At 62.1% G+C, this 26,611-nt stretch carries 24 protein-coding genes, 5 tRNA genes and 1 pseudogene; 11 read left to right on the top strand and 19 right to left on the bottom strand.

What is annotated here, in order from left to right; all coding sequences use genetic code 11:
* Nucleotides 1-10 precede the first annotated feature (10 nt).
* On the top strand, nt 11-3,289 hold the full coding sequence (locus tag J3P97_RS08905; RefSeq protein ID WP_434603479.1) for an EAL domain-containing protein: 3,279 nt from the start codon (nt 11-13) through the stop codon (nt 3,287-3,289).
* A gap of 212 nt (nt 3,290-3,501) precedes the next feature.
* Here the strand turns inward: J3P97_RS08905 and J3P97_RS08900 are convergent, their stop codons facing one another.
* The 11 genes from J3P97_RS08900 to uvrB form a co-directional block, all read right to left on the bottom strand.
* Complete coding sequence (locus J3P97_RS08900) at nt 3,502-3,954, bottom strand: Hsp20 family protein (RefSeq protein ID WP_434569217.1); 453 nt, start codon at nt 3,952-3,954, stop codon at nt 3,502-3,504.
* 118 nt (nt 3,955-4,072) lie between these two features.
* Nucleotides 4,073-5,032, bottom strand: coding sequence for a tRNA dihydrouridine synthase (locus tag J3P97_RS08895; RefSeq protein ID WP_434673943.1), 960 nt, complete (start codon nt 5,030-5,032; stop codon nt 4,073-4,075).
* A 241-nt stretch (nt 5,033-5,273) separates the two neighbouring features.
* Entirely contained in the window at nt 5,274-5,723 is a 450-nt protein-coding gene (locus J3P97_RS08890; protein WP_434569219.1) for an acyl-CoA thioesterase, read from the bottom strand.
* A 45-nt stretch (nt 5,724-5,768) separates the two neighbouring features.
* Nucleotides 5,769-6,602 (bottom strand): alpha/beta fold hydrolase, encoded by an 834-nt coding sequence (locus J3P97_RS08885; protein ID WP_434569220.1) that lies wholly within the window; start codon nt 6,600-6,602, stop codon nt 5,769-5,771.
* A 27-nt stretch (nt 6,603-6,629) separates the two neighbouring features.
* On the bottom strand, nt 6,630-7,169 hold the full coding sequence (locus J3P97_RS08880) for a TetR/AcrR family transcriptional regulator (RefSeq protein WP_305495839.1): 540 nt from the start codon (nt 7,167-7,169) through the stop codon (nt 6,630-6,632).
* A gap of 179 nt (nt 7,170-7,348) precedes the next feature.
* A tRNA-Glu gene (locus J3P97_RS08875) sits at nt 7,349-7,424 on the bottom strand.
* Between the two features lie 76 nt (nt 7,425-7,500).
* Nucleotides 7,501-7,576: transfer RNA gene (locus J3P97_RS08870), tRNA-Ala, on the bottom strand.
* Nucleotides 7,577-7,631: 55 nt separating this feature from the next.
* A tRNA-Glu gene (locus tag J3P97_RS08865) sits at nt 7,632-7,707 on the bottom strand.
* A 79-nt stretch (nt 7,708-7,786) separates the two neighbouring features.
* Nucleotides 7,787-7,862 (bottom strand) — tRNA-Ala (locus J3P97_RS08860).
* Nucleotides 7,863-8,008: 146 nt separating this feature from the next.
* Nucleotides 8,009-9,490 carry a glutamate--tRNA ligase gene (gene gltX / locus J3P97_RS08855; protein ID WP_434673942.1) on the bottom strand — a complete coding sequence of 494 codons (1,482 nt, stop codon included), beginning with the start codon at nt 9,488-9,490 and terminating at the stop codon, nt 8,009-8,011.
* Between the two features lie 230 nt (nt 9,491-9,720).
* On the bottom strand, nt 9,721-11,736 hold the full coding sequence (uvrB, locus tag J3P97_RS08850; RefSeq protein ID WP_434569222.1) for an excinuclease ABC subunit UvrB: 2,016 nt from the start codon (nt 11,734-11,736) through the stop codon (nt 9,721-9,723).
* Nucleotides 11,737-12,068: 332 nt separating this feature from the next.
* Here uvrB and J3P97_RS08845 point away from each other — a divergent pair, with 332 nt between their 5' ends.
* Nucleotides 12,069-13,265 carry an amino acid aminotransferase gene (locus J3P97_RS08845; protein ID WP_305495843.1) on the top strand — a complete coding sequence of 399 codons (1,197 nt, stop codon included), beginning with the start codon at nt 12,069-12,071 and terminating at the stop codon, nt 13,263-13,265.
* A gap of 252 nt (nt 13,266-13,517) precedes the next feature.
* Here J3P97_RS08845 and J3P97_RS08840 read toward each other — a convergent pair whose 3' ends face one another.
* On the bottom strand, nt 13,518-13,745 hold the full coding sequence (locus J3P97_RS08840) for a hypothetical protein (protein WP_305495845.1): 228 nt from the start codon (nt 13,743-13,745) through the stop codon (nt 13,518-13,520).
* A 233-nt stretch (nt 13,746-13,978) separates the two neighbouring features.
* Here J3P97_RS08840 and J3P97_RS08835 point away from each other — a divergent pair.
* The 3 genes from J3P97_RS08835 to J3P97_RS08825 all read left to right on the top strand — a co-directional run bounded on the left by J3P97_RS08835 (nt 13,979) and on the right by J3P97_RS08825 (nt 14,775).
* Nucleotides 13,979-14,054, top strand: a tRNA-Asn gene (locus J3P97_RS08835).
* Between the two features lie 254 nt (nt 14,055-14,308).
* On the top strand, nt 14,309-14,503 hold the full coding sequence (locus tag J3P97_RS08830; RefSeq protein ID WP_305495847.1) for a hypothetical protein: 195 nt from the start codon (nt 14,309-14,311) through the stop codon (nt 14,501-14,503).
* Between the two features lie 89 nt (nt 14,504-14,592).
* Entirely contained in the window at nt 14,593-14,775 is a 183-nt protein-coding gene (locus J3P97_RS08825) for a hypothetical protein (protein WP_305495849.1), read from the top strand.
* Here the strand turns inward: J3P97_RS08825 and J3P97_RS08820 are convergent.
* From J3P97_RS08820 to J3P97_RS08790, 7 genes are all read right to left on the bottom strand, one after another.
* The gene (locus J3P97_RS08820) at nt 14,772-15,833 is read right to left on the bottom strand and encodes an AI-2E family transporter (protein ID WP_434603471.1); all 1,062 of its coding nucleotides are present in this window, start codon (nt 15,831-15,833) and stop codon (nt 14,772-14,774) included. The two genes, J3P97_RS08825 and J3P97_RS08820, sit on opposite strands and share 4 nt — an antisense overlap.
* Before the next feature lie 544 nt (nt 15,834-16,377).
* Nucleotides 16,378-18,057 (bottom strand): methyl-accepting chemotaxis protein, encoded by a 1,680-nt coding sequence (locus tag J3P97_RS08815; RefSeq protein ID WP_305495854.1) that lies wholly within the window; start codon nt 18,055-18,057, stop codon nt 16,378-16,380.
* Between the two features lie 228 nt (nt 18,058-18,285).
* Nucleotides 18,286-19,602, bottom strand: coding sequence for a Na+/H+ antiporter family protein (locus J3P97_RS08810; RefSeq protein ID WP_434674522.1), 1,317 nt, complete (start codon nt 19,600-19,602; stop codon nt 18,286-18,288).
* Between the two features lie 245 nt (nt 19,603-19,847).
* Nucleotides 19,848-21,161: an ATP-binding protein gene (locus J3P97_RS08805; protein WP_434569224.1), complete on the bottom strand. Its 1,314-nt coding sequence runs from the start codon at nt 21,159-21,161 to the stop codon at nt 19,848-19,850.
* The gene (locus J3P97_RS08800; protein WP_434603467.1) at nt 21,158-21,826 is read right to left on the bottom strand and encodes a response regulator transcription factor; all 669 of its coding nucleotides are present in this window, start codon (nt 21,824-21,826) and stop codon (nt 21,158-21,160) included. The genes J3P97_RS08805 and J3P97_RS08800 overlap by 4 nt, the downstream gene beginning before the upstream one ends.
* Nucleotides 21,826-22,137 carry a PepSY domain-containing protein gene (locus J3P97_RS08795; RefSeq protein WP_434673941.1) on the bottom strand — a complete coding sequence of 104 codons (312 nt, stop codon included), beginning with the start codon at nt 22,135-22,137 and terminating at the stop codon, nt 21,826-21,828. The genes J3P97_RS08800 and J3P97_RS08795 overlap by 1 nt, the downstream gene beginning before the upstream one ends.
* On the bottom strand, nt 22,137-22,445 hold the full coding sequence (locus J3P97_RS08790; RefSeq protein WP_434569227.1) for a PepSY domain-containing protein: 309 nt from the start codon (nt 22,443-22,445) through the stop codon (nt 22,137-22,139). The genes J3P97_RS08795 and J3P97_RS08790 overlap by 1 nt, the downstream gene beginning before the upstream one ends.
* Nucleotides 22,446-22,671: 226 nt before the next feature.
* Between J3P97_RS08790 and J3P97_RS08785 the strand changes: the two genes are divergently transcribed.
* From J3P97_RS08785 to codB, 6 genes and pseudogenes are all read left to right on the top strand, one after another.
* Entirely contained in the window at nt 22,672-23,751 is a 1,080-nt protein-coding gene (locus tag J3P97_RS08785) for a patatin-like phospholipase family protein (protein ID WP_434673940.1), read from the top strand.
* A gap of 109 nt (nt 23,752-23,860) precedes the next feature.
* On the top strand, nt 23,861-24,148 hold the full coding sequence (locus J3P97_RS08780) for a type II toxin-antitoxin system Phd/YefM family antitoxin (protein ID WP_434603463.1): 288 nt from the start codon (nt 23,861-23,863) through the stop codon (nt 24,146-24,148).
* Nucleotides 24,138-24,425, top strand: coding sequence for a type II toxin-antitoxin system RelE family toxin (locus J3P97_RS08775; protein WP_434603461.1), 288 nt, complete (start codon nt 24,138-24,140; stop codon nt 24,423-24,425). The genes J3P97_RS08780 and J3P97_RS08775 overlap by 11 nt, the downstream gene beginning before the upstream one ends.
* A 107-nt stretch (nt 24,426-24,532) precedes the next feature.
* A complete protein-coding gene (gene queD / locus J3P97_RS08770; RefSeq protein ID WP_025212792.1) occupies nt 24,533-24,889 on the top strand; it encodes a 6-carboxytetrahydropterin synthase QueD in 357 nt (118 codons plus the stop codon).
* Nucleotides 24,890-24,891: 2 nt separating this feature from the next.
* Nucleotides 24,892-25,062: pseudogene (locus tag J3P97_RS08765) on the top strand (alpha/beta fold hydrolase); the annotation flags it as partial.
* A 274-nt stretch (nt 25,063-25,336) separates the two neighbouring features.
* Nucleotides 25,337-26,608, top strand: a complete 1,272-nt coding sequence (gene codB, locus J3P97_RS08760; RefSeq protein WP_434673939.1) for a cytosine permease — start codon at nt 25,337-25,339, stop codon at nt 26,606-26,608.
* The last annotated feature ends 3 nt before the right edge of the window (nt 26,609-26,611 follow it).

Here is a 26,611-nt window from a genome sequence, read left to right as displayed (position 1 = left end):
CCGCTAGAGAATGCCCAAACCCGCCGACCATACTCCGCCCCTGCCGCGTATCCAGGCGCTCGACCCGAAACGGTCGGAGCAAAGCTGGGAAAGCGCGCCACAGTTGCTCGCCGCCCTGAACGGAGCGCGGCTGGGGGCCTGGTCGTGGGACATCGATACCGGCCAGATCAGCTGGTCCCGAGGCACCCAGGCGTTGTTCGGCTTCGACCCGCGCCAGCCATTGCCGGCGGACGTCGACTACCTCGACCTGCTGCTGCCCGAAGATCGGGCCAGGGCCGTGCGGGCCTTCCATGCAGCCGTGTCCGGCGTGCCGTTGGAACAGGCGATGCACCACCGCATCGTCTGGCCCGATGGCAGCCTGCACTGGCTGGAAATCAGTGGCAGCGTACTGCCCGACAAGCACGGTCGCCCGCGCATGATCGGGGTGATCCGCGAAATCACCCACCAGCGCGAACGGGAACAGGCGCTGCGCAGCTCGGAGAAACGCTTCGCGACATTGTTCCACCTGTGCCCGAACATGGTCCTGCTGACCCGCCAGGAAGATGGGCTGATCAGCGAAGCCAACCAGTATTTCGAAAGCCTGTTCGGCTGGCCGGTCCACAATGTGATCGGCCGCACCACCCTGGAACTGGGCCTGTGGGTCGACCCCACGCAGCGCGCCAAACTGGTGGAGGCCACCAAGGCCAAGGGCGAGCTGGTGAGCATGGAGGTGCAATTCCGCGCCAGTAACGGCCAGGTCCACAACGGTATCCTCAGCGCCCAGAAAGTCGAACTCGAAGGCCAGCCTTATCTATTGAGCACCTTCCTCGACACCACCGAACGCAAACTTGCCGAACAGGCCCTCAAGGACAGCCAGGAGCGCCTGGACCTGGCCCTCGACTCGGCGCAACTGGGTACCTGGGACTGGCACATCCCCAGCGGCATGCTCTACGGCTCGGCCCGGGCCGCGCAGCTCCATGGCCTGGAGCCCCAGGCGTTCCACGAATCGTTCGATGCGTTTTTCGAGGGCGTGCCTACCGAAGAACGCAACAACATGCGCAACGCCTACCGCAGCCTGCGTGAAGGCCCGGCGGGCAATTACCAGCTGACCTACCGCGTGCAACTGCCGGACGGCAGCTCGCGTTACCTGGAAAGTCGCGCCCGCCTCTACCGCAACGACGACGGCAGCCCGCTGCGCATGGCCGGCACCTTGCTCGACATCACCGACCAGGTGGAGCGCGAACAGAGCCTGGCGGCTTCGGAAGAAAAATTCGCCACGTTGTTCCAGGTCAGCCCCGATCCGATTTGCCTTACCCACCAGGACGACGGCACGTTCCTGGAAATAAACTCCAGTTTTACCCAGACATTCGGCTGGGCGGCCAATGATGTGCTGGGCCGCAGCGCCGACGAGATCGGCCTGTGGGAAGCTTCGGGCAGCAGCCTGCAGCGCATCGAACGGGTCATCCGCGAGCAGTCGCTGAGCAATGTCGCCATCGTCGTCCACCACAAGAACGGCCAGCCGCTGACCTGCGTGATCTCCAGCCGGCAGATCAGTGTCGGCAACCAGCCCTGCATCGTCACCACCCTGCGGGACATCACCCAGCAACAACGCTCCGAAGCGGCACTGAAAGCCAGCGAGGAAAAATTTGCCAAGGCATTCCACTCCAGCCCCGACGCGATCACCATTACCGAATGCGAAAGCGGCCGCTACCTTGAGGTCAACGATGGCTTCTGTCGCCTGACCGGTTACCGCGCCGACGAAGTCATCGGCCATACCGTCTACGAGGTCGGCATCTGGGCCGAAGAAAAGCAACGGACGGCGCTGCTCGCCGAATTGCAGCTCAAGGGCCGCGTTCTCCACCAGGAAATGCTCGGGCGCAACAAGCGCGGGGAAATCCTCACGGTGGAAGTATCGGTCGAGCCCATCACGCTCAACGAAACCGCATGCCTGCTGCTGACCGCCCGTGACGTAAGCCTGCTGCGCAACGCCGAGGCGCAGATCCGTCACCTCGCCTATCACGACCCGCTGACCAACCTGCCCAACCGCGCGCTGCTGCTGGACCGGCTCAGCCAGCAGATCGCCCTGCTCAAGCGCCATAACCTGCGCGGGGCGTTGCTGTTCCTCGACCTCGACCATTTCAAGCACATCAATGATTCGCTCGGCCATCCGGTTGGCGACACGGTGCTGAAGATCATCACCGCGCGCCTCGAAGCCAGCGTGCGCCTCGAAGACACCGTGGCGCGCCTGGGCGGCGATGAATTCGTCGTGCTGCTCAGCGGCCTGGAAGGCACGCGCGGCGCGGTCAGCCAGCAGGTGCAGACCCTGGCCGACACCCTTCGCGAACTGCTCTCCGAGCCGATGTTTCTCGATGGGCAACGACTGCAAGTCACCCCCAGCATCGGCATGGCGCTGATACCGGACCACGGCTCCACGCCCACTGACCTGCTCAAGCGCGCCGATATCGCCCTGTACCGCGCCAAGGATTCGGGACGCAATACCTCGCAGATGTTCCACGCCACCATGCAAAAAGCTGCCAGCGAACGGCTGCGCATGGAAACCGACCTGCGCCAGGCCCTGGCTCGCAACGAGTTCAGCGTGCATTTCCAGCCACAGGTCGATGCCCGGGACAACCGCATCGTCGGCGCCGAAGCGCTGGTGCGCTGGCATCATCCGGACCTGGGCGCGCAATCACCCAACGAGTTCATCAAGGTGCTGGAGGACAGCGGCCTGATCCTGGAAGTCGGCACCTGGATCCTCGACGAAGCCTGCGATGGCTTCAAACAACTGATCGCCAAGGGCAAGGTCGACCCCCGACGGTTCAAACTGTGCGTGAATATCAGCCCCCGGCAGTTCCGCCAGAGCGACTTCGTCGAGCGCATCGAAACCAGCCTCGCCAGCCATGGCCTGCCCTATTCCCTGTTGAAGCTGGAGATCACCGAAGGCATCGTGATCCACAACCTGGACGACACCATTGGCAAGATGCGCCGCCTGAAGAAATTGGGGGTGAGCTTTGCCATGGACGACTTCGGCACCGGTTATTCATCGCTGACTTACCTCAAGCGCCTGCCGGTGGACACGCTGAAAATCGACCAATCGTTCGTACGTGACGCCACGAGTGACCCCAACGATGCCGAGATCATCCGCGCCATCGTCGCCATGGCCCGCAGCCTGAACCTGGAAATGATTGCCGAAGGCGTCGAGACGCTGGAGCAGTTGAAGTTCCTGCAGGGGCTCGATTGTCATTTGTACCAGGGTTACCTGCACAGCCGGCCGTTGCCGCTGGAGGCGTTCGAGCGGTTGTTGCCCTAGCTAGGAGCTTTTGTGGCGAGGGAGCTTGCTCCCGCTGGGGTGCGCAGCAGCCCTGAAACCTGCCACCTCGGTGTATCAGGTCGGTTTGAGTCGTACCATTTGGGGCCGCTTCGCGGCCCAGCGGGAGCAAGCTCCCTCGCCACAATTTATCCTTCACTGCTTACCAAGACAAAAAAGGGCGCCATTCGGCGCCCTTCTTCAACTGCGATGCATCAATTTTCCAGCGCGGCTTGCTGTTGCGCACCGTTGATCGGGATGCGCTTGGCTTTCGCCTCTTCCGGCACCACACGCAACAGGTCGATGCTCAACAGACCGTTGCTCAGGCCGGCGGATTTGATCTCGATATGATCCGCCAACCGGAAGGACAGCTTGAACGCACGCTGGGCGATGCCCTGGTGCAGGAAGGTGACGCTGTCATTGCTGGCCTCGCGCTTGCCGCCGCTGATGGTCAGCACACCTTTTTCCACTTGCAGGTCCAGGTCCTCTTCGCGGAAACCGGCGGCGGCGACTACGATGCGGTATTCGTCATCGCCATGTTTTTCCACGTTGTAGGGTGGATAGCTGCTGCCCGGTTCGTTACGCAGGGCGGTTTCGAACAGGTCGTTGAAACGGTCGAAGCCCACCGAGGAACGGAACAGAGGGGCCAGCGAAAATGCAGTACTCATGATTCAAATCTCCTGAAAGTTCAGCAAGTTTTTTTGTCTCCGCGACCCGAATTCGGCATCGCGTATTCCCTATCTAGGGACCGCCAAATACTTTTCAAGAGCTTTTTCGGAAATTTTTTCAGGCCGCTTCCGTGCGCTGCACACCCAGCAAACGACCCACTGCGTCCAGGTCGGTTTCCCGGCGCAGGGCGCCGAAAAGCTCGACCGCTTCGGGGTAGTTGCGGGTCAACATCGCCAGCCACTGCTTCAACCGACCGGGTGCCTGGCGAGGCGTCAGTTGGTCGACCACTTGCATCCAGAAGTCCTGGAGCATCGGCTGCAGTTCGGCCCAGGACATCTCGACCACCTCCTCGCCGGCCCGGGCGGCGGCGATCTGCCGGGCCAGGTCAGGGCGGGAAACCAGACCGCGGCCGAGCATGATGTCTTCGACGCCGCTGATTTCCCGGCAACGACGCCAGTCTTCCACACTCCAGATATCGCCGTTGGCAAACACCGGCACCTTGACCACGTCCTGGACCCGCGGAATCCATTCCCAGTGGGCCGGCGGCTTGTAGCCATCAACCTTGGTCCGCGCATGCACGACGATGTGCGCCGCTCCGCCCTCGGCCAGGGCCGTGGCGCAGACCAGCGCGCCGTCCGGGCTGTCGAAGCCCAGGCGCATCTTGGCGGTGACGGGAATGTTTTTCGGCACCGCGCGACGGACATGCTCGACGATCCGGTTGAGCAATTCCGGTTCTTTGAGCAATACCGCCCCGCCCCGGGATTTGTTCACGGTCTTGGCCGGGCACCCAAAATTCAAGTCGATGACTTCCGAGCCCAGCTCACAGGCCAGCGCCGCATTCTCCGCCAGGCACACCGGATCGGAACCCAACAATTGCACCCGCAACGGCACGCCGGCAGCCGTCCGGGCACCGGTCAGCAGTTCGGGGCCAAGCTTGTGAAAATAGGCCGGCGTAAGCAGACGGTCGTTTATGCGGATGAATTCGGTGACACACCAGTCGATACCGCCAACACGGGTCAGGACGTCCCGCAGGATGTTGTCGACCAACCCCTCCATGGGCGCCAGGGCAATTTGCATGGAAAACACACTCAACGAAAAAACGTGCGGCAGTTTAGCGGATTTCCTTCACAGAATCGGAATCCACCGCCAAACCTGTAGGAGCGAGCTTGCTCGCGATAGCGGTGGGTCAGCTGCAGATGTGTTGGATGTACCGCCGTCATCGCGAGCAAGCTCGCTCCCACAGGGTCCGAGGGTGCCCATAAAGCCTGAGTGCACCACATTTCACTGTGGGAGCGAGCTTGCTCGCGATAGCGGTGGGTCAGTCTATAAGGATGCCGGATGGATTCAGCGCAGGGCCGTAGCCCTCGATAAACTCCGGCGGCATGCGCTTGGGCCTGCCGGTGGACAGTTCGATGCAGACAAAAGTGGTCTGGGCGCGCAGCAATGTGGCGTTATCACTGGGGCGAACCAGTTGAAAGTGCCGGGTCATTTTCAGCCGCTGGTCCCAGTCGACGATCCAGGTCGCCAACTGCAATTCGTCGCCTTCATAGGCCGCCGCCAGGTAATCGATCTCGTGCCGCACCACCGCCATGGCCCGGTCAAGCCGGCGGTACTCCACCAGGTCCAGGCCCAGGCGCTGGGAATGGCGCCACGCGCAGCGCTCCAGCCACGTAACGTACACCGCATTATTGGCGTGACCCAGCCCGTCGATATCTTCGGCATTCACCTGAAGATCAATGATGAACGGCGTCGCCCGATCCCAGCCCATGCCCGTCTCCCGGTCGAATTTGGATCGGCGCAGTGTACCGGAAGCTCAGGCCGATTGCCGCGCCTGCAGGCTGCGTCCGGCCAGCAGTGATAACACACCATCAATGACCCGGGGATCGGCCAGTACCCGTTGATGCCCGCCCTGGCCCAGGCGCAGCAAGCGGCTGTCGAACCAGGCTTCATGGATCAATTGTGATTCCTTGACCGATACCGACGTATCGTCCTCGGCGTGGACAATCAAGCCCGGAATATCCAGCTGATATTGCGCGACATCCATCTTCGAAGCCTGCATGCCGACGTCCTGCTCCACCTGGCGAATAAAGGCCGAACGCGCCCTGGGTGGCAAACCCATCATCCGCGCGAAGCCACGCAGGACGCCGAGGATACGCGCCGGCGCGGCGATGCTGACCAATGTCTCGGTCCGCAACCCAAGCTGAACCGCCAGCATGGCACTGGCGCCGCCCATGGAGTGGCCGATCACCGCTTGCAACGGCGGCAACTCGGCTGCGGCTTCGAGCATCGCCCTGGCGAACAGCAGCACATTGGCCTCGCGACCCGGCGAGCGACCATGAGCCGGCCCATCCAGCGCCACCACCGTATAACCGGCCTCCACCAGCGCGTTGATCAGTGCCGCGAATTGCGTCGGGCGCCCTTCCCAGCCGTGCATCAGCAGCACCGCCGGTCCTTTGCCCCAGCGCAACGCAGACAGGCCGAAGCGCAAGGTGATGCGCTCGGACGAGGCCAGCAATGGCAGCTCCCAGTCCCGCGGCGGCAGGGCCCGAGGACTCATGAACACCCTGCGCATTTGTTTCGCTACCAGGCGCGGGGCTATCCGGCCAAGCGTGCCATTGACACCACGAATCCAGCTCAACCTGTCCATGCTCATCTCCAGGGCTTGCGCCTTAGCTCAGCGCACCGCCGACTTGGCGGCGCGCAGCAAACGATCCGATAACTCGCCCGGGCCCAACGCCCGGGCCAGGGCCAGGCCGCCGACCATCAAGGCGATGTCGGCCAGGGCTTTGTCCGCATCCTCGGGGCTGGCGGCCAACTGCGCGACCATCAGCTCGATATGCTCACTGAGAACCTCACGAAACGCGTCCGGCAGTCGCCCGAGCTCGCCGACCGAGGCCGGGATCGGGCACGCCTGCTCGGTGGAATCACGATGTTTGCGCGACAGGTAAAACGCCGCGACCAACGCGCGCCGCTCTTCGCCTGTCAGCTCGGCATCCATGTCGGCTATCAGGCCACGGCGGCGATTGAGCAGTTGCTTGAACGCCTCCAGCATCAAGGCGTCCTTGCTTTCGAAGTGGGCATAAAAACCGCCCACCGTCAGCCCTGCCGCGCCCATCACCTCGCCCACGCTCGGCTCGGCCGGCCCGCGCTGGATCAGCGCATCGCTGGCGGCCTTGAGAATGCGTTCACGGGTTTGTGCTTTTTTATCGCTCATCGTTGCCTCCGAATATTACGATTGAAATATTATTCCCATAATAATTTTCCGCAAGCGAAATCTTCACCGCTGGTCGGAAGTATTCATCGAGGATAAGGGAATTGGCTGAACGCCAGACAAACAAAAGGGCCATTCAAGAATTGAATGACCCTTATAAAATCCCGCAGAGCGGGTAATCGTGGCGTCCCCTAGGGGACTCGAACCCCTGTTACCGCCGTGAAAGGGCGGTGTCCTAGGCCACTAGACGAAGGGGACACAAACCTTCTGAACATGATCAGCGCTGAGGACTGATCGCTTCAAGGCCGGTGTGGCCAGACCTCGAAGTGTAAATTGGTGGAGCTAGACGGGATCGAACCGTCGACCTCTTGCATGCCATGCAAGCGCTCTCCCAGCTGAGCTATAGCCCCGGATTTTCGCCTCGCGGCGGAGCGACATCCTGTTGCAACATCGCTTCTGTAAAACTGGCGTCCCCTAGGGGACTCGAACCCCTGTTACCGCCGTGAAAGGGCGGTGTCCTAGGCCACTAGACGAAGGGGACGCAAACCCTTCTAACATCTGATCAACGCTGAGTGTTGATCGCTTCAAGGCCGGTGTGGCCAGGCCTTGAAGTTGTAAATTGGTGGAGCTAGACGGGATCGAACCGTCGACCTCTTGCATGCCATGCAAGCGCTCTCCCAGCTGAGCTATAGCCCCTCATCGCTGAGGACGGGGCGAATCTTAAGGGCGTATCCGAGGGCTGTCAAATTTATTTTCAACAAAATTGAAAATTTTTTGCCGGGATAACAATCACTTACCGACAAACCCCGGAAAACCGGGGTATGCCTTGTTCCATCGACCGCTCAGGCAATCGCGCCCAGCAGTTTTTCCCACTCCTTGTTTTCCTTCTTCGACACGCCACCGAGCAGATCAATGGCCTGGCGCAGACGGAAACGGGTCAGGTCCGGCCCGAGGATTTCCATCGCATCGAGCACCGACACCGAGCTCGCCTGGCCGGTGATCGCGGCAAACATCAGCGGCATCGCATCGCGCAATTTCAGCTCCAGGTGTTCAACCACCGCCTGGATGGTCGCGGTGATGCTGTCCTTTTCCCACTGGCGCAGGCTTTCCAGCTTCCACAGGATCAATTGCATCAACTGCCGCACCTGATCGCCAGAGAGTTTCTTCGATTCGAACAGTTTCACATCCGGGGTCACGCCGCCGGCAAAAAAGAACCCGGCCAATGGCGCGATCTGGCTGAAGGTCTCTACCCTACCCTGCACGTGCGGGGCGATCTTCATCATGTACTCGGGGTTGAACGCCCACTTCTGCACCCGCGCGGCAAACTCTTCCACCGGCAGGTCGCGCAGCCACTGGCCGTTGAGCCAGGACAGCTTCTCGACGTCGAAAATCGGCCCGCCCAGGGAGACGCGGGACAGGTCGAAGTGCTCGACCATCTCCTCCAGCGAGAACTTCTCGCGCTCGTCCGGCATCGACCAGCCCATGCGGCCCAGGTAGTTGAGCATCGCCTCGGGCATGAAGCCCATGCGCTCGTAGAAGGTCACCGAGGTCGGATTCTTGCGCTTGGACAGCTTGCTCTTGTCCGGGTTACGCAGCAGCGGCATGTAGCACAACTGCGGTTGCTCCCACCCGAAGTACTCATAGAGCAGGATCAGTTTCGGTGCCGAGGGCAGCCATTCTTCGCCGCGCAGCACATGGGTGATGCCCATCAGATGGTCGTCGACCACGTTGGCCAGGAAGTACGTCGGCAGGCCGTCGGTCTTCATCAGCACTTGCATGTCCATGCGGTCCCACCGGATCTCGACATCGCCACGCAACATGTCCGGCACCACGCAGACGCCCTCGCTCGGCACCTTCATGCGGATCACATGAGGCTCGCCCGCGGCCAGGCGACGGGCGACTTCTTCCTTCGACAGCAGCAGCGCACGGCCGTCGTAGCGCGGGGTCTCGCCCCGGGCGATTTGCTCGGCGCGCATCTGGTCCAATTCTTCGGCGGTGCAGAAGCAAGGAAACGCGTGGCCCATGTCCACCAACTGCTGGCAGTACTGCTTGTAGATCTCGCCACGCTCGCTCTGGCGGTACGGACCGTGCGGCCCGCCGACGTCCGGACCTTCGCTCCAGTCGATGCCGAGCCAGCGCAGGGCGTCGAATATCTGCTGTTCCGACTCGCGGGTCGAACGCAATTGATCGGTGTCCTCGATCCGCAGGATGAACTCACCGCCGTGCTGCTTGGCAAAGCAATAGTTGAACAAGGCGATGTAAGCGGTGCCGACATGGGGATCGCCAGTAGGCGAAGGCGCGATGCGGGTACGGACGGTGGTCATGGCATGTCTCGGAAAGAATATAAAAGCGAAGATGAAACAGGGGGCGAATGGTAACAGGCGATGGTGGGCGGGCTCCAGTGAGCGCAGGATTTGTGTGGCCAACATTAAGACTGAGCTGCCCCATTCGCGAGCAGGCTCGCTCCCACAATGGACCGCATCCAGTCCAGACGACTTGGTTTCCTGTGGGAGCGAGCCTGCTCGCGAAGAGGCCTGTGAGGACACCTCAATACTCAGACAGTCAGCAACCGCTCACGCAACTTGCCGATCTCGTCACGCAACTGCGCCGCCGCCTCGAATTCCAGGTCCCGAGCCAACTGGTACATCTTCTCTTCCAACTGCCGGATACGCTTGGTGATTTCGCTCGGTGAGCGCAGTTCGGCCTCGTAGCGGGCGCTCTCTTCGGCGGCCTTGGCCATGCCCTTGCGCTTCTTGCTGCGCGAACCGGGCACGGTGGCGCCTTCCATGATGTCGGCGACATCCTTGAACACGCCCTTGGGCGTGATGCCATTGGCCAGGTTGAAAGCGATCTGCTTGTCGCGACGGCGCTCGGTCTCGCCGATGGCGCGCTCCATCGAGCCGGTGATGCGATCGGCATACAGGATCGCCCGGCCGTTGAGGTTACGCGCCGCGCGACCGATGGTCTGGATCAACGAGCGCTCGGAACGCAGGAAACCTTCCTTGTCCGCGTCGAGAATCGCCACCAGCGACACCTCGGGCATGTCCAGGCCTTCACGCAGCAGGTTGATCCCCACCAGTACATCGAAGGTGCCCAGGCGCAGGTCGCGGATGATCTCGACCCGTTCCACCGTATCGATATCCGAGTGCAGGTAACGCACCCGCACGCCGTGGTCGGCGAGGTAGTCGGTGAGGTCTTCGGCCATGCGCTTGGTCAGCGTGGTCACCAGCACCCGCTCCTCCACCGCCACGCGCTTGGTGATCTCCGAGAGCAGGTCATCGACCTGAGTCAGCGCCGGGCGCACCTCGACCTGCGGGTCCACCAGCCCGGTCGGCCGCACCACTTGCTCGACCACCCGCCCGGCATGCTCGGCTTCGTAGTTGCCGGGCGTGGCCGAGACGAAAATCGTCTGCGGGCTCACGCCTTCCCATTCGTCGAAGCGCATCGGCCGGTTATCCAGCGCCGAGGGCAGGCGGAAGCCATATTCCACCAGGGTTTCCTTGCGCGAACGGTCGCCTTTGTACATGGCGCCGACCTGAGGCACGCTGACGTGGGATTCGTCGATCACCAGCAGGGCATCGGCCGGCAAATAGTCATACAACGTGGGCGGCGGCGCACCCGCCGGACGACCCGACAGGTAGCGCGAGTAGTTCTCGATGCCGTTGCAGTATCCCAGCTCCAGGATCATTTCCAGGTCGAACCGGGTCCGCTGCTCCAGACGCTGGGCTTCCACCAGTTTGTTGTTCGAACGCAGGTATTCCAGGCGCTCCTGCAATTCGGCCTTGATGCCCTCGATGGCGCCCAACAGGGTTTCCCGCGGCGTCACGTAGTGGCTCTTGGGGTAGAACGTGAAGCGTGGCAGCTTGCGGATCACTTCGCCGGTCAGCGGATCGAATGCCGAGATGCTCTCCACTTCGTCATCGAACAGCTCGATACGAATCGCTTCCAGGTCCGATTCGGCCGGGTAGATGTCGATCACGTCGCCGCGCACCCGAAACGTCGCCCGAGCAAAGTCCATGTCGTTGCGCGTGTATTGCAGGTCCGCCAGGCGCCGGAGCAAGGCGCGCTGGTCGAGCTTGTCGCCACGATCCACGTGGAGGACCATTTTCAGATAGGTTTCCGGGCTGCCCAGACCGTAGATGCACGACACCGTGGTGACGATGATCGCGTCCTTGCGCTCAAGCAACGCCTTGGTCGCCGACAGCCGCATCTGTTCGATGTGGTCGTTGATCGAGGCGTCCTTCTCGATGAAGGTGTCCGACGAGGGCACATAAGCCTCGGGCTGGTAGTAGTCGTAGTAGGAGACGAAATACTCGACGGCGTTGTTCGGGAAAAACGCCTTGAACTCACCATACAATTGCGCCGCCAGGGTCTTGTTCGGCGCCAGCACCAGGGTCGGCCGCTGCACCTGGGCGATCACGTTGGCGATACTGAACGTCTTGCCCGAGCCGGTCACACCGAGCAAGGTCTGGTGCGCCAGCCCGGCCTCGATGCCTTCCACCATCAGGCGGATGGCTTCCGGCTGGTCGCCGGCGGGCTGGAAGCGAGTGACTAGCTGGAATTCAGACATGACATAACCCCTGGGTTCACTCCCGTCGGCCAGGCGACAGGAACGAGAAAGACCGAAACGACTGACGTCGCCCGAGGAAAAAGCTGGAATGCACACAATGTGGAGGTGATTGCCTTCGCTTTCAAGACGAACGTCCTACACGCCTTGCAGACTTTGACGCTGCGAAGGGACTAACGGTCGAAAAAAATCGAAAATACTTACGCTAAACGCCGAATAGCCTGTCGCCCTGTCCGGTGATGGCCTCTATACTAGCTCCCCGTTTGTGCACCGCTCTAGTGCATTCGGCTGGAGCGCGACACGTCCTCTCACCCTCCATTCAGAGCCGCGCAATAATGAGCCTGTTTTCCGCTGTCGAATTGGCACCACGCGACCCCATCCTGGGCCTCAACGAAGCTTTCAACGCCGACCCCCGTACCAATAAGGTCAACCTGGGCGTGGGTGTTTACTGCAACGAGGAAGGGCGCATTCCGTTGCTGCGCGCCGTGGTCGAAGCCGAGACGATTCGCGTGGCTCAGCACGTTTCCCGCGGTTACCTGCCGATCGACGGCATTGCCGCCTATGACCAGGCAGTCCAGACCCTGCTGTTCGGCAAGGATTCCCCGCTGATCGCATCGGGCCGCGTCATCACCACCCAGGCTGTGGGCGGCACGGGCGCACTGAAGATCGGTGCCGATTTCCTCAAGCAATTGCTGCCGGACGCGGTCGTGGCCATCAGCGACCCAAGCTGGGAAAACCACCGCGCGCTGTTCGAAACCGCCGGTTTCCCGGTGCAGAACTATCGTTACTACGACGCCGCTACCCACGACGTGAACCGCAGCGGCCTGCTGGAAGACCTCAACGCCCTGCCCGACCGTTCGATCGTCGTGCTGCATGCCTGCTGCCACAACCCGACCGGCGTGGACCTGAGCCCGGAAGACTGGAAAAACGTCCTGGCCGTGGTCAAGGCCAAGAACCACGTGCCGTTCCTGGACATGGCCTACCAGGGCTTCGGCAAAGGCATCGACGAAGACGCGGCGGCCGTGCGCCTGTTCGCCGAGTCGGGCCTGACCTTCTTCGCCTCCAGCTCGTTCTCCAAGTCGTTCTCCCTGTACGGCGAGCGTGTCGGCGCGCTGTCGATTGTCAGCGAGTCGAAGGAAGAAAGCACCCGCGTGCTGTCCCAGGTCAAGCGCGTGATCCGCACCAACTACTCCAACCCGCCGACCCACGGCGCCAGTATCGTCGCCGCCGTGCTCAACAGCCCTGAGCTGCGCGCACAGTGGGAAGAAGAGCTGGCCGAAATGCGCCTGCGCATTCGTGGCATGCGTGAGCAGATGGTCGACATGCTGGCCAAGGCCGCGCCGCATCACGACTTCAGCTTCGTCGCCCGCCAGAGCGGGATGTTCTCCTACTCCGGCCTGACCGTTGAACAAGTGACCCGCCTGCGCAACGAGTTCGGCATCTATGCACTGGACACCGGCCGCATCTGCGTGGCCGCGTTGAACCAGAACAACATCGATGCGGTGACCAAGGCCATCGTCCAGGTGATCTGACGCTCGATGAAATGAAAAACGGGAAGCCTTCGAGCTTCCCGTTTTTTTTCGGTTGAATCCGCCCCCCGTGGCGAGGGAGCTTGCTCCCGCTGGGCTGCAGAGCAGCCCCAAAATCAGCCACCGCGGGATATCAGCCTGGTTGGTTGGAACAGCCTGGGGCTGCTTCGCAACCCAGCGGGAGCAAGCTCCCTCGCCACACAAGCGGGCCAGAAAAGGCAGGCCACAAAGCAGCGAACGAAATGCTCGTCAAGCCTACAGCTCCGTCGCCCGCTGGCTCGCCGCATCGTCGTAGATGACATACAACGACTCGGCGACCTGGCTCTTGATCGCCTTGGTACTCTCGAGCCCCAGGACAAAACCCTCGGCCTTGCCACCGGCGCGGTTCAGTTCTTCGGGGGTGCTGGCCTGGGTGATGGCGTCGTACAGTTTTTCAGCGTGAGGCCCCACGCCCTTGGGCAGACTGATCTGGGCGGTGCTCACAGGAACACCTCGGCGCAATCGATTGTGTGAAGTGGTAACAGATGGTTCATGGCGCGTCCCTTGATGTCGGCGAATGGCCGGCAGCGCATCCTGCCACTTCCGGGCGTCCATGGTAGCCCTCTCTCGCCGTCGCGGTAACTGCCAATCGTTGATGGGTCACCGATGGGCTTCAGGCCGCTCCGCCCACAATAGAAGCTTGACTTCTCTTTTCCAATCAGTAACATACGCGCCATTCCGCGATAGCTCAGTTGGTAGAGCAAGTGACTGTTAATCACTGGGTCCCTGGTTCGAGTCCAGGTCGTGGAGCCAGACAGCAATAATCAAAGCCCCTGAATCGAAAGATCCAGGGGCTTTTTTGTGGGCGCTTTTCAGCCAAACGGCGACTGATCGCCGCATACCGCCTGGCTGAGGTCGCTACCGGAACAATAATCTGGCGCCAACCAGGCACTATGGTCTGAATCCTGCTTTATTTTTCGACGACTCAAGCTGTCACGAGCGTGTCATGGCAGTGCCGCAAACTGTCAACGTCCGCCGCCGCAGCTCATAACAACAAGGACGAAGCCATGCCCACACAAAATCCCCACCGCATCGTCGGCCTGTGCACTTCCAGCAAGGTCTACAACGTACTGACCGAGCTCAAGCACCTGGAAGGCCACCGCAGCGCCAAGTTCCTTTCCCTGCTCGCGGAAAACCTGGTTCGCAAGGGCCTGCTCAATGAACAGGAAGTGGTGCACATGCTCGACCTGGTGGTCGATTGAGCGGCATCGATTCCTACTATTGAAGCGGTTGATTTTTCCCCATCCCGCATGAGACGTAAGGTAACCCCATCGACTGATGGAGGTTTCCCATGCCCAAGGTTCAAATCATGTCTGTCATTGGCAGCGCCGTCCCCGCCCCACTTCGGGAGCGCGGACTGTTGGCTTGCTGGTATCTGGTGCAGGACGGCGTCACCGTCAGCGGCCCGCTGACTTCCCTACCCGCCGCCCAGGCCTTGTCGCAACGTATCGGTCCCTACCTGTTGAGTGCCTAGGGCAACTGCACCCGCGGCTTGCCCTCGACGAACAGCGCCCAGCAGGACATGAACAGCGCGGCGATCAGTGGCCCGATGACAAAACCATTGAGGCCGAATACGGCCAGCCCGCCGAGCGTCGAGACCAAGACCATGTAGTCAGGCATCTTGGTGTCCTTGCCGACGAGGATCGGGCGCAGGAAGTTGTCCACCAGGCCGATCACGAAGACCCCGAACAGCGCCAGCACCACGCCCTGCCAGATCGCCCCCGACAGCAGGAAATACACCGCCACTGGCACCCAGACAATGCCCGCCCCCACCGCCGGCAGCAGCGACAGGAAAGCCATCAGCACCGCCCACGGCAACACCGTCGGGATACCCAGGATCCAGAAAATCAGGCCGCCCAGGGCGCCCTGAGTGATCGCCACCAACAGGTTACCCTTCACCGTCGCCCGCACCACCCGGTTGAACTTCAATTGCAGGCGGCGCTTCTGGTGCTCGGCCAGCGGAACGGCCGAGCGCACCTTGCGCACCAGCTCCGCGCCGTCACGCAGGAAAAAGAACAACAGGTAGAGCATCACGAAGAAGCTCACCAGGAACTGGAACGTACCCTGGCCGAAACTGAACGCCTGGGTGGCGAAAAATTCGCTGCCCTGCATGGCGCTCTTGACGATCTTGTCTCGCAAGCCACTCAGGTTGCCCAGGCCGAAGCGGTCAAGCAGATGCTGAAAGAACGGCGGCAACGCCTCCTTGAAACGCGCCAGGTAATCGGCGACGTCCAGCTCGCCACTTTCCAGGCTCTTGTACAGCGCCGCCCCTTCCTGGACGAGCAAGGTACTGATGACGATCACTGGCAAAATGGCGATCACCACGCAAATGCTCATGGTGAACAGTGCCGTGACATTGCGCGGCCAGCCGAACTTGAACTGCAAGCGACGTTGCAGCGGCGCAAAGACGATGCCCAGGATGACAGCCCAGAATACCGCCCCATAAAACGGCAGCAGAATCCAGACGAAGGCAATGCTGACCAGGATCAGCAACAACATCTGCGACTTGTTTTGGAGGTTCTTTCGGTTCATGTGCTATCCATGTCATTGGCAGATAGACGTTAGTCAGCCAGGACTCGCCGGAGTGCCGTCGCGTCTGCCATATGCCGGCATTCGAAGATGAGCATGGCACCTGCATCTTGAGGTCGCGCCCGGGGATGGGCTTATGGTATGGACCGATTCCGAACGCGGTGGATCTGCGGTTCGGGTTGTTGATGCGCGATGCGCGCGAGCTGCCTGCCGGAGATCAAATCGTGGCGAGGGAGCTTGCTCCCGCTCGGCTGCGAAGCAGTCGTAAATCTGCGGATGCGGTGTGTCTGATGCTCCGCATGCGGCAGGTTTGGGGCCGCTTCGCGGCCCAGCGGGAGCAAGCTCCCTCGCCACGACTGCGTTGCATTCTGCTGGAAATCGCTTTCGCGAGCAGGCTCGCTCCCACACGGATCATGTTTGGCTCTGCCCGGCAGAAACTGCCGAAGGCTGCGATCCTCCGCTTCCGATAGGGCCTGGTAGCCCAGGCGAAAACATCTGGATCGAAAGCGAAAGATCGCAGCCTTCGGCAGCTCCTGCTGCGCTTGGATCAGATCCGGAACTGCCCCACCAGTTTGCCCAGGCGCTGCCCCAGATCGGCCAGGCTGCGGGAGGTCTGGGCGCTGAGCTGGGTTTCGTCGGCGACAGTGTCCACCGCCACGGCGATCTGATGCACGCTGCGGTTGATTTCTTCGGCCACCGCGGTCTGCTCCTCGGCGGCGCTGGCGATCTGGGCGTTCATCGAGTTGATGGTGCCGATCAGTTGCGCCATGGTGTCCAGGGAGGCGCCCGCCTCGTTGGCCCGTTCCGAGGTGCCGTCGCCGGCCTCGCTGGAACGGCGCATCGCTTCCACCGCGGCATGCGTACCCGATTGCAGGCGATCGATCATGCCCTGGATTTCCTGGGTGCTTTGCTGGGTCCGGCTGGCGAGGGCGCGGACTTCGTCGGCCACCACCGCAAACCCGCGGCCCGCCTCACCGGCACGCGCAGCCTCGATGGCCGCGTTGAGGGCCAGCAGGTTGGTTTGCTCGGCAATCGAACGGATCACACCGAGTACGCTGACAATCGAGGCCACGTCCTGTTGCAGGCTGTCCAGGGACACGCCGCTGCTGCGGATATCGTTCACCAGCGCATGAATCTGCTGGATGCTGCCGGCCACCACGCGCTTGGCGGACTGGCCTTCTTCATCGGTCTGCTGGGCCGCGACGGCTGCGCCCTGGGCACTGCGGGCGACTTCCTGGGCGGCGGAGGACATTTCGTTGATCGCCGTGGCGACCTGGTCGGTCTCGTGGCGCTGGCGCTCCATGGCCTGCTCGGAACGCTGGGCCTGCTCGGACACTTGCGTCACCAGGCCAGTCAGTTGCGACGTCATGTCGGTGATCTGCCGCACCAGGCCATGGATCTTGTCGACGAAGCGGTTGAAGGAACCGGCCAGTTGGCCCAGTTCGTCCTGGCTGGTAATCGCCAGGCGCCGGGTCAGGTCGCCCTCGCCCGCCGCGATGTCGTCGAGGTTGTCCTTCATCAGGTGCAGCGGACGCAGGATGGTATTGGCGAGCACCAGGCCCACCACCGCGATCACCAGCAGCACCACGGCGGCGATCCCGACGATACTCAGGATCACGCCCTGCAGGCGATCGTGGACCTTGGCTTCCACCAGCGCCACCTGGCCTTCGATGCCGTCGAGGTTGACCGAGCTGCCGACCGCCAGGTCCCACTTGGCCAGGTATTCGGTGTAGCCGAGCTTGGGCACCAGGTCCTTGCTGCCGGGCAGCGGCGAGCTGTATTCCAGGTAATGCGTGCCGTCCTTGGCGACTTTCACCAGGTCACGGTTGACGTAGACACCGTTCGGGTCGCGGTTGTCCTTGAAACTCTTGCCCACGCCGTCGGGGCTGTTGGCCTTGAACAGGCGAATGGTCTCTGAGTCGTAGCCGAAGAAGTAGCCGTCCTTGCCGTAGCTGATGTTCGACAGCAACTTGATCGCCTGGGCGCGCGCCTCGTTATCGCCAGGCGCGGCGGCATCGTAGAGCGGCTTGATGGCGGTAAGGCCGACCGCGACGTAATTCTGCAGCGTGGCCTTGGCTTCACTGAGCAGACGTTCGCGGGTTTGCTGGACTTCCTTGCTGGCCTGTTCCTTCAAGATGAACGCCGTGGTCAGGCTGATGATCACCGCGGACAGCAATACCGGCAGAATTGCCAGGGACAGGACTTTAGCCTTCAGGCTCAGGCGCATGCTGTTCACTCTTGTTGGTTTTATGGCGTGGTTAGCTGGGTTAACGGCAGCGCACGATAAAACTGTAGGACAAGGTGGACAGTCGGTTGGCAGGGTCGCTGGATTCACGGGCTCCATCGCGAGCAGGCTCGCTCCCGCAGGGTTTGGTGGTGTCCACAACTGCTGTGTTCACACCGATCCCCTGTGGGAGCGAGCCTGCTCGCGAAGAAGACAACCCGGTCTCTGAAGCTACAACACCATCGCCGCCACCCAACCAAACGCCAGCAATGGCAGGTTGTAGTGGAGGAAGGTCGGGACCACGGTGTCCCAGATGTGGTGATGCTGGCCGTCGATGTTCAGGCCGGAGGTCGGGCCGAGTGTCGAATCCGAAGCAGGCGAGCCGGCATCGCCCAGGGCGCCGGCGGTGCCGACGATGCAGACGATCGCCAGCGGGCTGAAGCCCAGTTGCAGGCACAGCGGCACAAAAATGGTCGCCAGGATCGGCACCGTGGAAAACGACGAGCCGATCCCCATCGTCACCAGCAGCCCGACCAGCAACATCAACAGCGCACCGATGCCCTTGTTGTGGCCGATCCAGGCCGCCGAGGTTTCCACCAGGCTTTGCACCTCACCGGTGGCCTTCATCACTTCGGCGAAGCCCGAGGCGGCGATCATGATGAAGCCGATCATCGCCATCATCTTCATGCCTTCGGTGAACAGGTCGTCCGTCTCGCGCCAGCGCACCACGCCCGACACCGAGAAAATCAGGAAACCGGCCAGGGCGCCGATGATCATCGAATCGAGCAGGAGCTGGATGGCGAATGCCGCCGCGATTGCCAACCCGGCGACCAACAGGCTGAGCGGGTTGTAGCGCACGGCCACCTGCTCGGCCCTGGCGATCTTTTTCAGATCGTAGACGCGTTTCTTCCGGTAGCTGATAAACGACAGCGCCAGCCCAAAGACCATGCCCAGCGCCGGGATGCCCATCGCATGGGTGACGTTGATGCCACTGACATCGACACCGCTGCGGGCGATGTTGGCGAGCAGGATTTCGTTGAGGAAGATGTTGCCGAAGCCCACCGGCAGGAACATGTAGGGGGTGATCAGGCCGAAAGTGATGACGCAAGCGATCAGCCGACGGTCGAGTTGCAGCTTGGTCAGCACATAAAGCAGTGGCGGCACCAGCAGCGGAATGAAGGCGATGTGGATCGGCAGGATATTCTGCGAGGCCACCGCAACCGTCCCCAGCAGGCCGATCAACAGCCATTTGACGGCCGTGCCGCCGGCCGCGTCCTGGCGGTCGACCATGGCCAGGACCTTGTCGGCCAAGGCATGGGCCATGCCGGACTTGGCAATCGCCACCGCAAAGGCGCCCAGCAGAGCGTAGGACAACGCCACCGTCGCACCGCCGCCAAGGCCCGCGTTGAAGGCCTTGAGTGTTGCCTCGATCCCCAGGCCGCCTACCAAGCCACCCACCAGCGCGCCGATAATCAGCGCGATCACCACATGCACGCGGGACAGGCTGAGTACCAGCATGACGCCAACCGCGGCAATTACTGCATTTATCATCGTTACCTCAAAGCACAGCGATGGAAAGCCACCGGACAAAAAGGTCGCGACTTTGCAGCAAGCGGCGGCAAGCTGCAAGGGTCATGCGGCGGGTTTTGCAGTCACTCGCAGTGTTTGAATCCACCACACTGCCCCTGTGGGAGCGAGCTTGCTCGCGATAGCGTCGGGTCAGTTACGAAAGTGTCGACTGACAAGCCGCTATCGCGAGCAAGCTCGCTCCCACAGGAGATGCAGCCATGGCTTCAGCGCTTGGGCAGCTCAATCATTACTTTCAACCCGCCCCACTCGCTGTCGCCCAACGCCAATGTCCCGCCCCAGGTGTCGACGATGTCGCGCACGATGCCCAGCCCCAGGCCATGGCCATCGGTCTGCTCATCCAGGCGCGTGCCGCGGCTGAAGACCTGGTCGCGGCGATCCGGCGGGATGCCGGGGCCATCGTCTTCCACTGCCAGGTGAAAACCCACGAGCGTCTCGCTCACGGTCAGGCGCACTTCGGCGTCGGCCCATTTGCAGGCGTTGTCCAGCAGGTTGCCCAGCAGTTCCAGCAGGTCTTCGCGATCCCAAGGCAGGTGCAAGCCGGGCGGCGCGACATAAGCCAGGTGCAGATGCTCGCCATGGATCATGTTCAGCGTCGCCAACAAACCCGGCAGTTCGGCGTCGCAATCCAAGTGCGCGCCGGGCAAGGCATCGCCGGACAGGCGGGCACGGTTGAGTTCGCGGTTCAGGCGTTGGCGAACCTGCTCCAGTTGATCCAGCAGCAACTTGCGCAACTCGGGATAAGGGTCGAGCTTCTCGTTCGACGCCAGGCTTTGCAGCACCGCCAGAGGTGTCTTCAAGGCATGGCCAAGGTTGCCCAGGGCGTTGCGCGAACGCTTGAGGCTGTCTTCGGTATGGGCCAGCAAATGGTTGATCTGCGCCACCAGCGGCTCCAGTTCCCTGGGCACTTGTTCGTCGAGTTGTGAACGCTGGCCGCGTTGCAGCTGGGCAATCTGCTCCCGGGCCTTCTCCAACGGCCGCAAGGCGCGCTGCACCGTGAGCCGTTGCAACAGCAGGATCAGCAGCAACCCCGCCAAGCCGAGGCCAAGGCCGACCTGCTGCATCCGCAGGAAGCTGTCGCGCACCGGCGTGTAGTCCTGCGCCACGCTGATGGAAATCGCCTGGCCCAGGCGCCGGTAGTCCGTGCGCAGCACCAGCAGTTTCTGGCCTTCGGGGCCCAGTTGCAGGTTGCTGTGCAGCCCCGGATGGTCGAGCCGCGGCAGTTCCTGGTCCCAGAGGGAACGGGAGCGCCAATGCTCGTCGGCAAAATCGATGCGAAAATAATGCCCGGAGAACGGTCGCAGGTAAGCCGGCGACAAGCGCCGCTCGTCCAGTTGCAACCCTTGCGGGCCGCGGACCAGGGCCACCAGCAGGTTCTCGCTGTCATTGCGCAACCCCGCTTCGAGGTAGCGCTGCAAACCCAACTCGAACAACCACAGGCTGGTCTGTGCGAGGACCAGGCCGACCACCACCATCACACCGATCAGGCCCAGGCTCAGGCGCCGCTGGATGGATCTCACTGCGCCTGTCCGCCGAACAGGTAGCCCTGGCCGCGACGGGTTTCGATCACGCTGCGTCCGAGCTTGCGGCGCAGGTGATTGACGTGGACCTCCAGCACATTCGAATCGCGCTCGGTTTCACCGTCATAAAGATGCTCGGCGAGGTGGCTTTTGGAAAGGATCTGCTCGGGGTGGAGCATGAAATAGCGCAACAGCCTGAATTCGGCGGCGGTCAGCTGGATCTCGGCGCCGTCGCGAATCACGCATTGCCGGCCTTCGTCGAGGTGCAACCCCGCCGCTTGCAGCGTCGGCTGGTTGACCTGGCCGTGGGAGCGACGCAGCAGCGCCTGGATGCGCAGGTGCAGCTCTTCAGGGTGAAAGGGTTTGGTCAGGTAATCATCGGCGCCCGCCTTGAGCCCTTCGATGCGCTCGGCCCACGAGCCACGCGCGGTGAGGATCAGTACCGGGGTGGTCAAGCCGCCAGAGCGCCATTGCGCCAGCACCTCGAGCCCCGGCACCCCCGGCAGCCCAAGATCGAGAATGATCAGGTCGTAGGGCTCGCTGCTGCCCTGATACACCGCGTCGCGCCCGTCGGCGAGCCAATCGACCGCGTAGCCCTGCCGGGCGAGCCCGGCCATCAGTTCGTCGGCCAGGGGAACATGGTCTTCCACCAGTAGCAGGCGCATCAGTCTTCCTTATCTTTGAGTAGGCGGCCGGTCGCGGCCTCCAGGTCCAGTTCGCGCACGACGCCGTCGGTGTCCAGCAGCTCGACTTCGTAGATGTAGACGCCGTGCTTTTCTTCCAGCTCGGCTTCCAGCAACTTGGCACCGGGATGGCGGTCCAGGGCCTGTTGCAGCAGGTGTTCCAAGGGCAGGATCACGCCCTGCTGACGCAGTTGCAGGGCCTCGTCCTGGTCCAGGTCGCGGGCCACGGCCACCGAACAGCACACCAGCAGCGCCAGCGCCCAACGGTTGCGGGCGCGCAGATTAAACTTCATTACGTATCCTGATGATTCTTGAGCACCTCGCCAGTGACGGCGTCGAGTTCCAGATCCCACTCGATGCCCTTGGCATCACGCAGATCCACTTTGTACCGGTACTTGCCGTATTCCTCTTCCAGCTCGGTATCGGTCACCGTGGCGCCAGTGTGTTTGGCCAGGGCAGCGGCGTTGAGCTGATCAAAAGGCAGGATGGTACCAGCGTCCAGTAATTTTTGGGCTTCAGTGGCATCGAGATCCCTGGCTTGAGCCGGACCTGTACCGATGACCATGAGCGCCGCGATGAAAAAGGCAGTGAGGCGGTTCACGGGTTATCTCCTTTTTATAATCTTCAGTGGGGAACTGTATCGGGACGAACTTAACTGAAACTGAATTGCCATCATTGAACCCGGATCAATGTGGGGGCGCGCTTGCTCGCGATAGCGGTTTGTCAGTTGACATCGAGGTGGCTGCACTGACGCCTTCGCGAGCAGGCTCGCTCCCACAGGGTTCTGTGTCGCTATAATCAGCCGCTTGCACGTATTCGAGACCGGTATGACCGCCATTCACATCAAGTTCCCCGCACTGACCGTCAAGGCCGGCCCTCGCGCCTTCAAGCGCATCCGCCAGGCGGGCCTTCAGGCCGCCGATGTCGGCATCCTGCCGGGTGCCGCCGGAGGGCCGAAGGCCTTGGGTATCCAGGGGCTGGACCTGGCGCTGTTCGGTGAATGGCTGCCCGCCGCGCCGCGGGAGCGCTCGCTGATCGGTGCATCGGTCGGCTCCTGGCGCTTCGCCAGCGCCTGTCTGCCGGACGCCGCCGAGGGCATTCGCCGCCTGGGCATCCTGTACAACGAACAGAGCTTCGCCAAAGGCGTGACCATGGCCGGGGTCAGCCAGAGCTCGCAGCGCATGCTCGACGACCTGCTTGAAGGTCGCGACCTGACGATCCTCGACAATCCGCATTACCGGCTCAACATCATGGTAGTCAAGAGTCATGGCCTGTTGGCGCAGGACCATCGCGGCCGGCTGGGCCTGGGGCTGTCCTCGGTGATCGCCGACAACCTGCGCGGCCGGGCGCGGCTGTCGCGGCATTTCGAAAGGCTGATCATCCACGACCCGCGCCTGGCTCCCCCGCTCCATCCGCTGACGGACTTCCCCTCGCGCTTCGTGCCGCTGGAGGCCGGCAACCTGCGCCAGGCACTGCTGGCGTCGGGCTCGATCCCGATGATCATGGAAGGCGTGCGCGACCTGCCCGGCGCCGGCGCGGGCACCTACCGCGATGGCGGCCTGCTGGACTACCACCTTGACCTGCCCTATAGCGGCGAGGACATCGTGCTCTATCCGCACTTCACCGATCGGGTCATTCCCGGCTGGTTCGACAAAGGCCTGCCATGGCGCCGAGGCGATACCTCGCGCTTGCAGGATGTGCTGCTGCTGGCGCCGTCCCGCGAATACCTGGCTCGCCTGCCCTACGGCAAACTGCCGGACCGCAACGACTTCAAGCGTTTCATGGGCGATGACCCGGCCCGCCGCAAATACTGGCGCACCGCAATGGACGAAAGCCGCCGCCTCGGCGACGAGTTCCTCGAACTGACCGCCAACGGTGGCCTGGGCGAGCGTTTGCTGACCCTTTAGTCAGCACGCTCGCGCAACGCGGTGATAACTATGAGACAGCCCGGATGGAGTGCTTGCCTGAATGCGCATAAAAAGACCAAAATAAAGCACTTTTAAAGGAGCCATCTTCATGCAAATCGTCTTGGCTGATGTGGCCGTCAGCGTATCGGAACTGAAGAAAAATCCGTCCGCGGTCCTGAGTGGCGCGAACGGCTCACCTGTGGCCGTGCTGAACCATAACCGCGTGATGGGCTACATGGTACCGGCGGAGGTCTACGAAGCGATGATAGAGCGCCTGGACGAGTTGGAGCTGGCCCAAGTGGTCAAAGCGCGGATCGAGGCCAACGAACCGCGGGTACGCGTATCGCTCGATGACCTTATTGGCGAGGCTGAGGCTGATATCGCCAATGGGCGTTGAATATGGAGTCGAATGGGACCCGAAGGCTCTGAAAGAACTGCGAAAACTGGACGGTGCGGTCCGTCTGCAGCTTTTGAAAAAACTCCAGGAGCGACAAGGGCACCCTCGCGTACCGGGCGATGCTCTTCACGGGATGAAGGATTGTTACAAGATCAAGTTACGCGGGGCTGGGTATCGACTCGTGTATCGCATAGAGGAGGAGCGGATCGTCATTCTGGTAATAGCGGTTGGCAAGCGAGAGCGCAGCGGCGTCTACGCTTCAGCCAAGACCCGCTAGGACAGCCAGGTTTGCTGACCCTTTAGTCAGCACGCTCGCGCAACGCGGGGATCAAACTGATAAACTGCGCCGCCTGCCTTGCGACCGCCATTTAAAGAGCCAAATCTGTGGAAATTTTCAAAGAGTTTACCTTCGAATCCGCCCACCGCCTGCCCCACGTGCCGGAAGGCCACAAGTGTGGGCGCCTGCATGGTCATTCGTTCAAGGTGGCGATCCACCTCAGCGGCGACATCGACCCGCACACCGGCTGGATTCGCGACTTCTCGGAAATCAAGGCGATCTTCAAGCCGCTCTACGAGCGCCTGGACCACAACTACCTCAACGACATCCCCGGTCTGGAAAACCCCACAAGCGAAGTCCTGGCCAAGTGGATCTGGAACGAGTTGAAGCCGCTGCTGCCGGAACTCAGCGCCATCCGCATCCACGAGACCTGCACCAGCGGCTGTATCTACCACGGCGAATGAGGGGTAAGGATGACCAGTGGATCCCCATCGAGCGCGGCCGGGCGTTGCACAAGATGATCCCGGGGGCGCTGTTCCATCCTGTACCGAATGCCGGGCATCTGGTCCAGGAGGACGCGCCGGAAGCGATCGTCGCGGCGGTGATGCGGTTCTTGCCGCTGCACTCGCCTGCCTGAGGACCCCCTGCAACTTTTGTGGGAGCGAGCCTGCTCGCGAAAGCGTCCGATCAGTCACATAGCCATCGACTGATATACCGCATTCGCGAGCAGGCTCGCTCCCACAAGGTACTTCTGAGTAACACGATCCGTGTTCCAACTTGAACCACCCCTGCACCGCTTTTGCGCCTCGAAGCCCACCCGATCCACCCGTTGGCTATAAATAACCGGCAATCACTCGTTTGGCACGGCCGCTGCACGCTTGCGACATTCCCTCCTCCGCAAGGACCGCCACATGACTCAGAACGATCCCGGTAACGACTATCCTTTGAGCGAAGTCCCGATGCATGCCCGCAAGGGCCTGGCCTCCACCGCCATGGTGCTGCTGGGTTTCACTTTTTTCACCGCGACCATGTTCGCCGGCGGCAAGTTGGGCGTGGCGTTCGGTTTCGCCGAGATGCTCGGCGTGATTGTCATCGGCAACCTGCTGCTGGGGCTGTACGCGGCGAGCCTGGGTTACATCGCGTTCAAGAGCGGGCTCAATTCGGTGTTGATGGGCCGCTTCTGTTTTGGCGAGGTGGGCAGCAAGCTCAGCGACTTGATCCTGGGCTTCACCCAGATCGGCTGGTACGCCTGGGGCACGGCCACTGCGGCGGTGGTGCTGGGTAAGTATTTCGAATTGAGCCAGGGCACCGTTCTGGGGTTGATGGTGCTGTTCGGGCTGGGCTTCTGCGCCACGGCCTACATCGGCTATCGCGGACTGGAAATCCTCTCGTACGTCGCCGTGCCGGCGATGATGCTGTTGCTGATGCTCTCGATGTGGGTCGCCACGCAGCAGGTTGGTGGCCTCGATGGTCTGCTCGCGGTAGTGCCCACCGGCAGCCTCGACTGGTCGACCGCGATCACGCTGGTGTTCGGCACGTTCGTCAGCGGCGCCACCCAGGCGACCAACTGGACGCGCTTTTCCCGTTCGGCAAAGATCGCGGTGCTGGCCAGCCTGATCGGTTTTTTTCTCGGCAATGGCCTGATGGTGCTGATCGGCGCCTACGGAGCCATCGTCTACCAGCAGCCCGATGTGGTCGAAGTGTTGCTGCTGCAAGGTTTCGCCATGGCGGCGATGGCGATGCTTCTGCTCAACATCTGGAGCACCCAGGACAACACGATCTACAATTTTGCCGTGGCCGGCTGCAACCTGCTGCGCACCCGCCGACGCAAGACCGTCACGCTGGCCGGCGCGGTGATCGGCACGCTGCTGGCGCTGCTGGGCATGTACGATTTGCTGGTGCCGTACCTGATCCTGCTCGGCACCGTGATCCCACCGATTGGCGGGGTGATCATGGCCGACTTCTTCTTCCGCTGGCGTGGCCGCTATCCGCGCCTGGCCGCGGCGCAACTGCCGGCCTTCAACTGGCCCGGGCTGTGTGCTTACGGCGTCGGCACGGTGGCCGCCTTCAATTCACCCTGGGTCGCGCCGCTGGTAGGAATCGCCACCGGCGCGCTAACGTATGTGCTATTGATCGGCGTGATGGGTATTCGCACCGCTGACGCGCCCCTACAAGACCTATAAAGG

It is taken from the genome of Pseudomonas sp. R1-15, assembly GCF_051132085.1.
Lineage (GTDB): Bacteria > Pseudomonadota > Gammaproteobacteria > Pseudomonadales > Pseudomonadaceae > Aquipseudomonas.
This window is presented reverse-complemented; position numbering and strand designations above follow the sequence as displayed.

Coding starts and splice junctions, on each gene's coding strand:
- J3P97_RS08905 (WP_434603479.1), top strand. CDS start 11: ATGCCCAAACCCGCCGACCATACTCCGCCCCTGCCGCGTATCCAGGCG.
- J3P97_RS08900 (WP_434569217.1), bottom strand. CDS start 3,954: ATGAGTACTGCATTTTCGCTGGCCCCTCTGTTCCGTTCCTCGGTGGGC.
- J3P97_RS08895 (WP_434673943.1), bottom strand. CDS start 5,032: ATGCAAATTGCCCTGGCGCCCATGGAGGGGTTGGTCGACAACATCCTG.
- J3P97_RS08890 (WP_434569219.1), bottom strand. CDS start 5,723: ATGGGCTGGGATCGGGCGACGCCGTTCATCATTGATCTTCAGGTGAAT.
- J3P97_RS08885 (WP_434569220.1), bottom strand. CDS start 6,602: ATGGACAGGTTGAGCTGGATTCGTGGTGTCAATGGCACGCTTGGCCGG.
- J3P97_RS08880 (WP_305495839.1), bottom strand. CDS start 7,169: ATGAGCGATAAAAAAGCACAAACCCGTGAACGCATTCTCAAGGCCGCC.
- gltX (WP_434673942.1), bottom strand. CDS start 9,490: ATGACCACCGTCCGTACCCGCATCGCGCCTTCGCCTACTGGCGATCCC.
- uvrB (WP_434569222.1), bottom strand. CDS start 11,736: ATGTCTGAATTCCAGCTAGTCACTCGCTTCCAGCCCGCCGGCGACCAG.
- J3P97_RS08845 (WP_305495843.1), top strand. CDS start 12,069: ATGAGCCTGTTTTCCGCTGTCGAATTGGCACCACGCGACCCCATCCTG.
- J3P97_RS08830 (WP_305495847.1), top strand. CDS start 14,309: ATGCCCACACAAAATCCCCACCGCATCGTCGGCCTGTGCACTTCCAGC.
- J3P97_RS08825 (WP_305495849.1), top strand. CDS start 14,593: ATGCCCAAGGTTCAAATCATGTCTGTCATTGGCAGCGCCGTCCCCGCC.
- J3P97_RS08820 (WP_434603471.1), bottom strand. CDS start 15,833: ATGAACCGAAAGAACCTCCAAAACAAGTCGCAGATGTTGTTGCTGATC.
- J3P97_RS08815 (WP_305495854.1), bottom strand. CDS start 18,057: ATGCGCCTGAGCCTGAAGGCTAAAGTCCTGTCCCTGGCAATTCTGCCG.
- J3P97_RS08800 (WP_434603467.1), bottom strand. CDS start 21,826: ATGCGCCTGCTACTGGTGGAAGACCATGTTCCCCTGGCCGACGAACTG.
- J3P97_RS08795 (WP_434673941.1), bottom strand. CDS start 22,137: ATGAAGTTTAATCTGCGCGCCCGCAACCGTTGGGCGCTGGCGCTGCTG.
- J3P97_RS08785 (WP_434673940.1), top strand. CDS start 22,672: ATGACCGCCATTCACATCAAGTTCCCCGCACTGACCGTCAAGGCCGGC.
- J3P97_RS08780 (WP_434603463.1), top strand. CDS start 23,861: ATGCAAATCGTCTTGGCTGATGTGGCCGTCAGCGTATCGGAACTGAAG.
- J3P97_RS08775 (WP_434603461.1), top strand. CDS start 24,138: ATGGGCGTTGAATATGGAGTCGAATGGGACCCGAAGGCTCTGAAAGAA.
- codB (WP_434673939.1), top strand. CDS start 25,337: ATGACTCAGAACGATCCCGGTAACGACTATCCTTTGAGCGAAGTCCCG.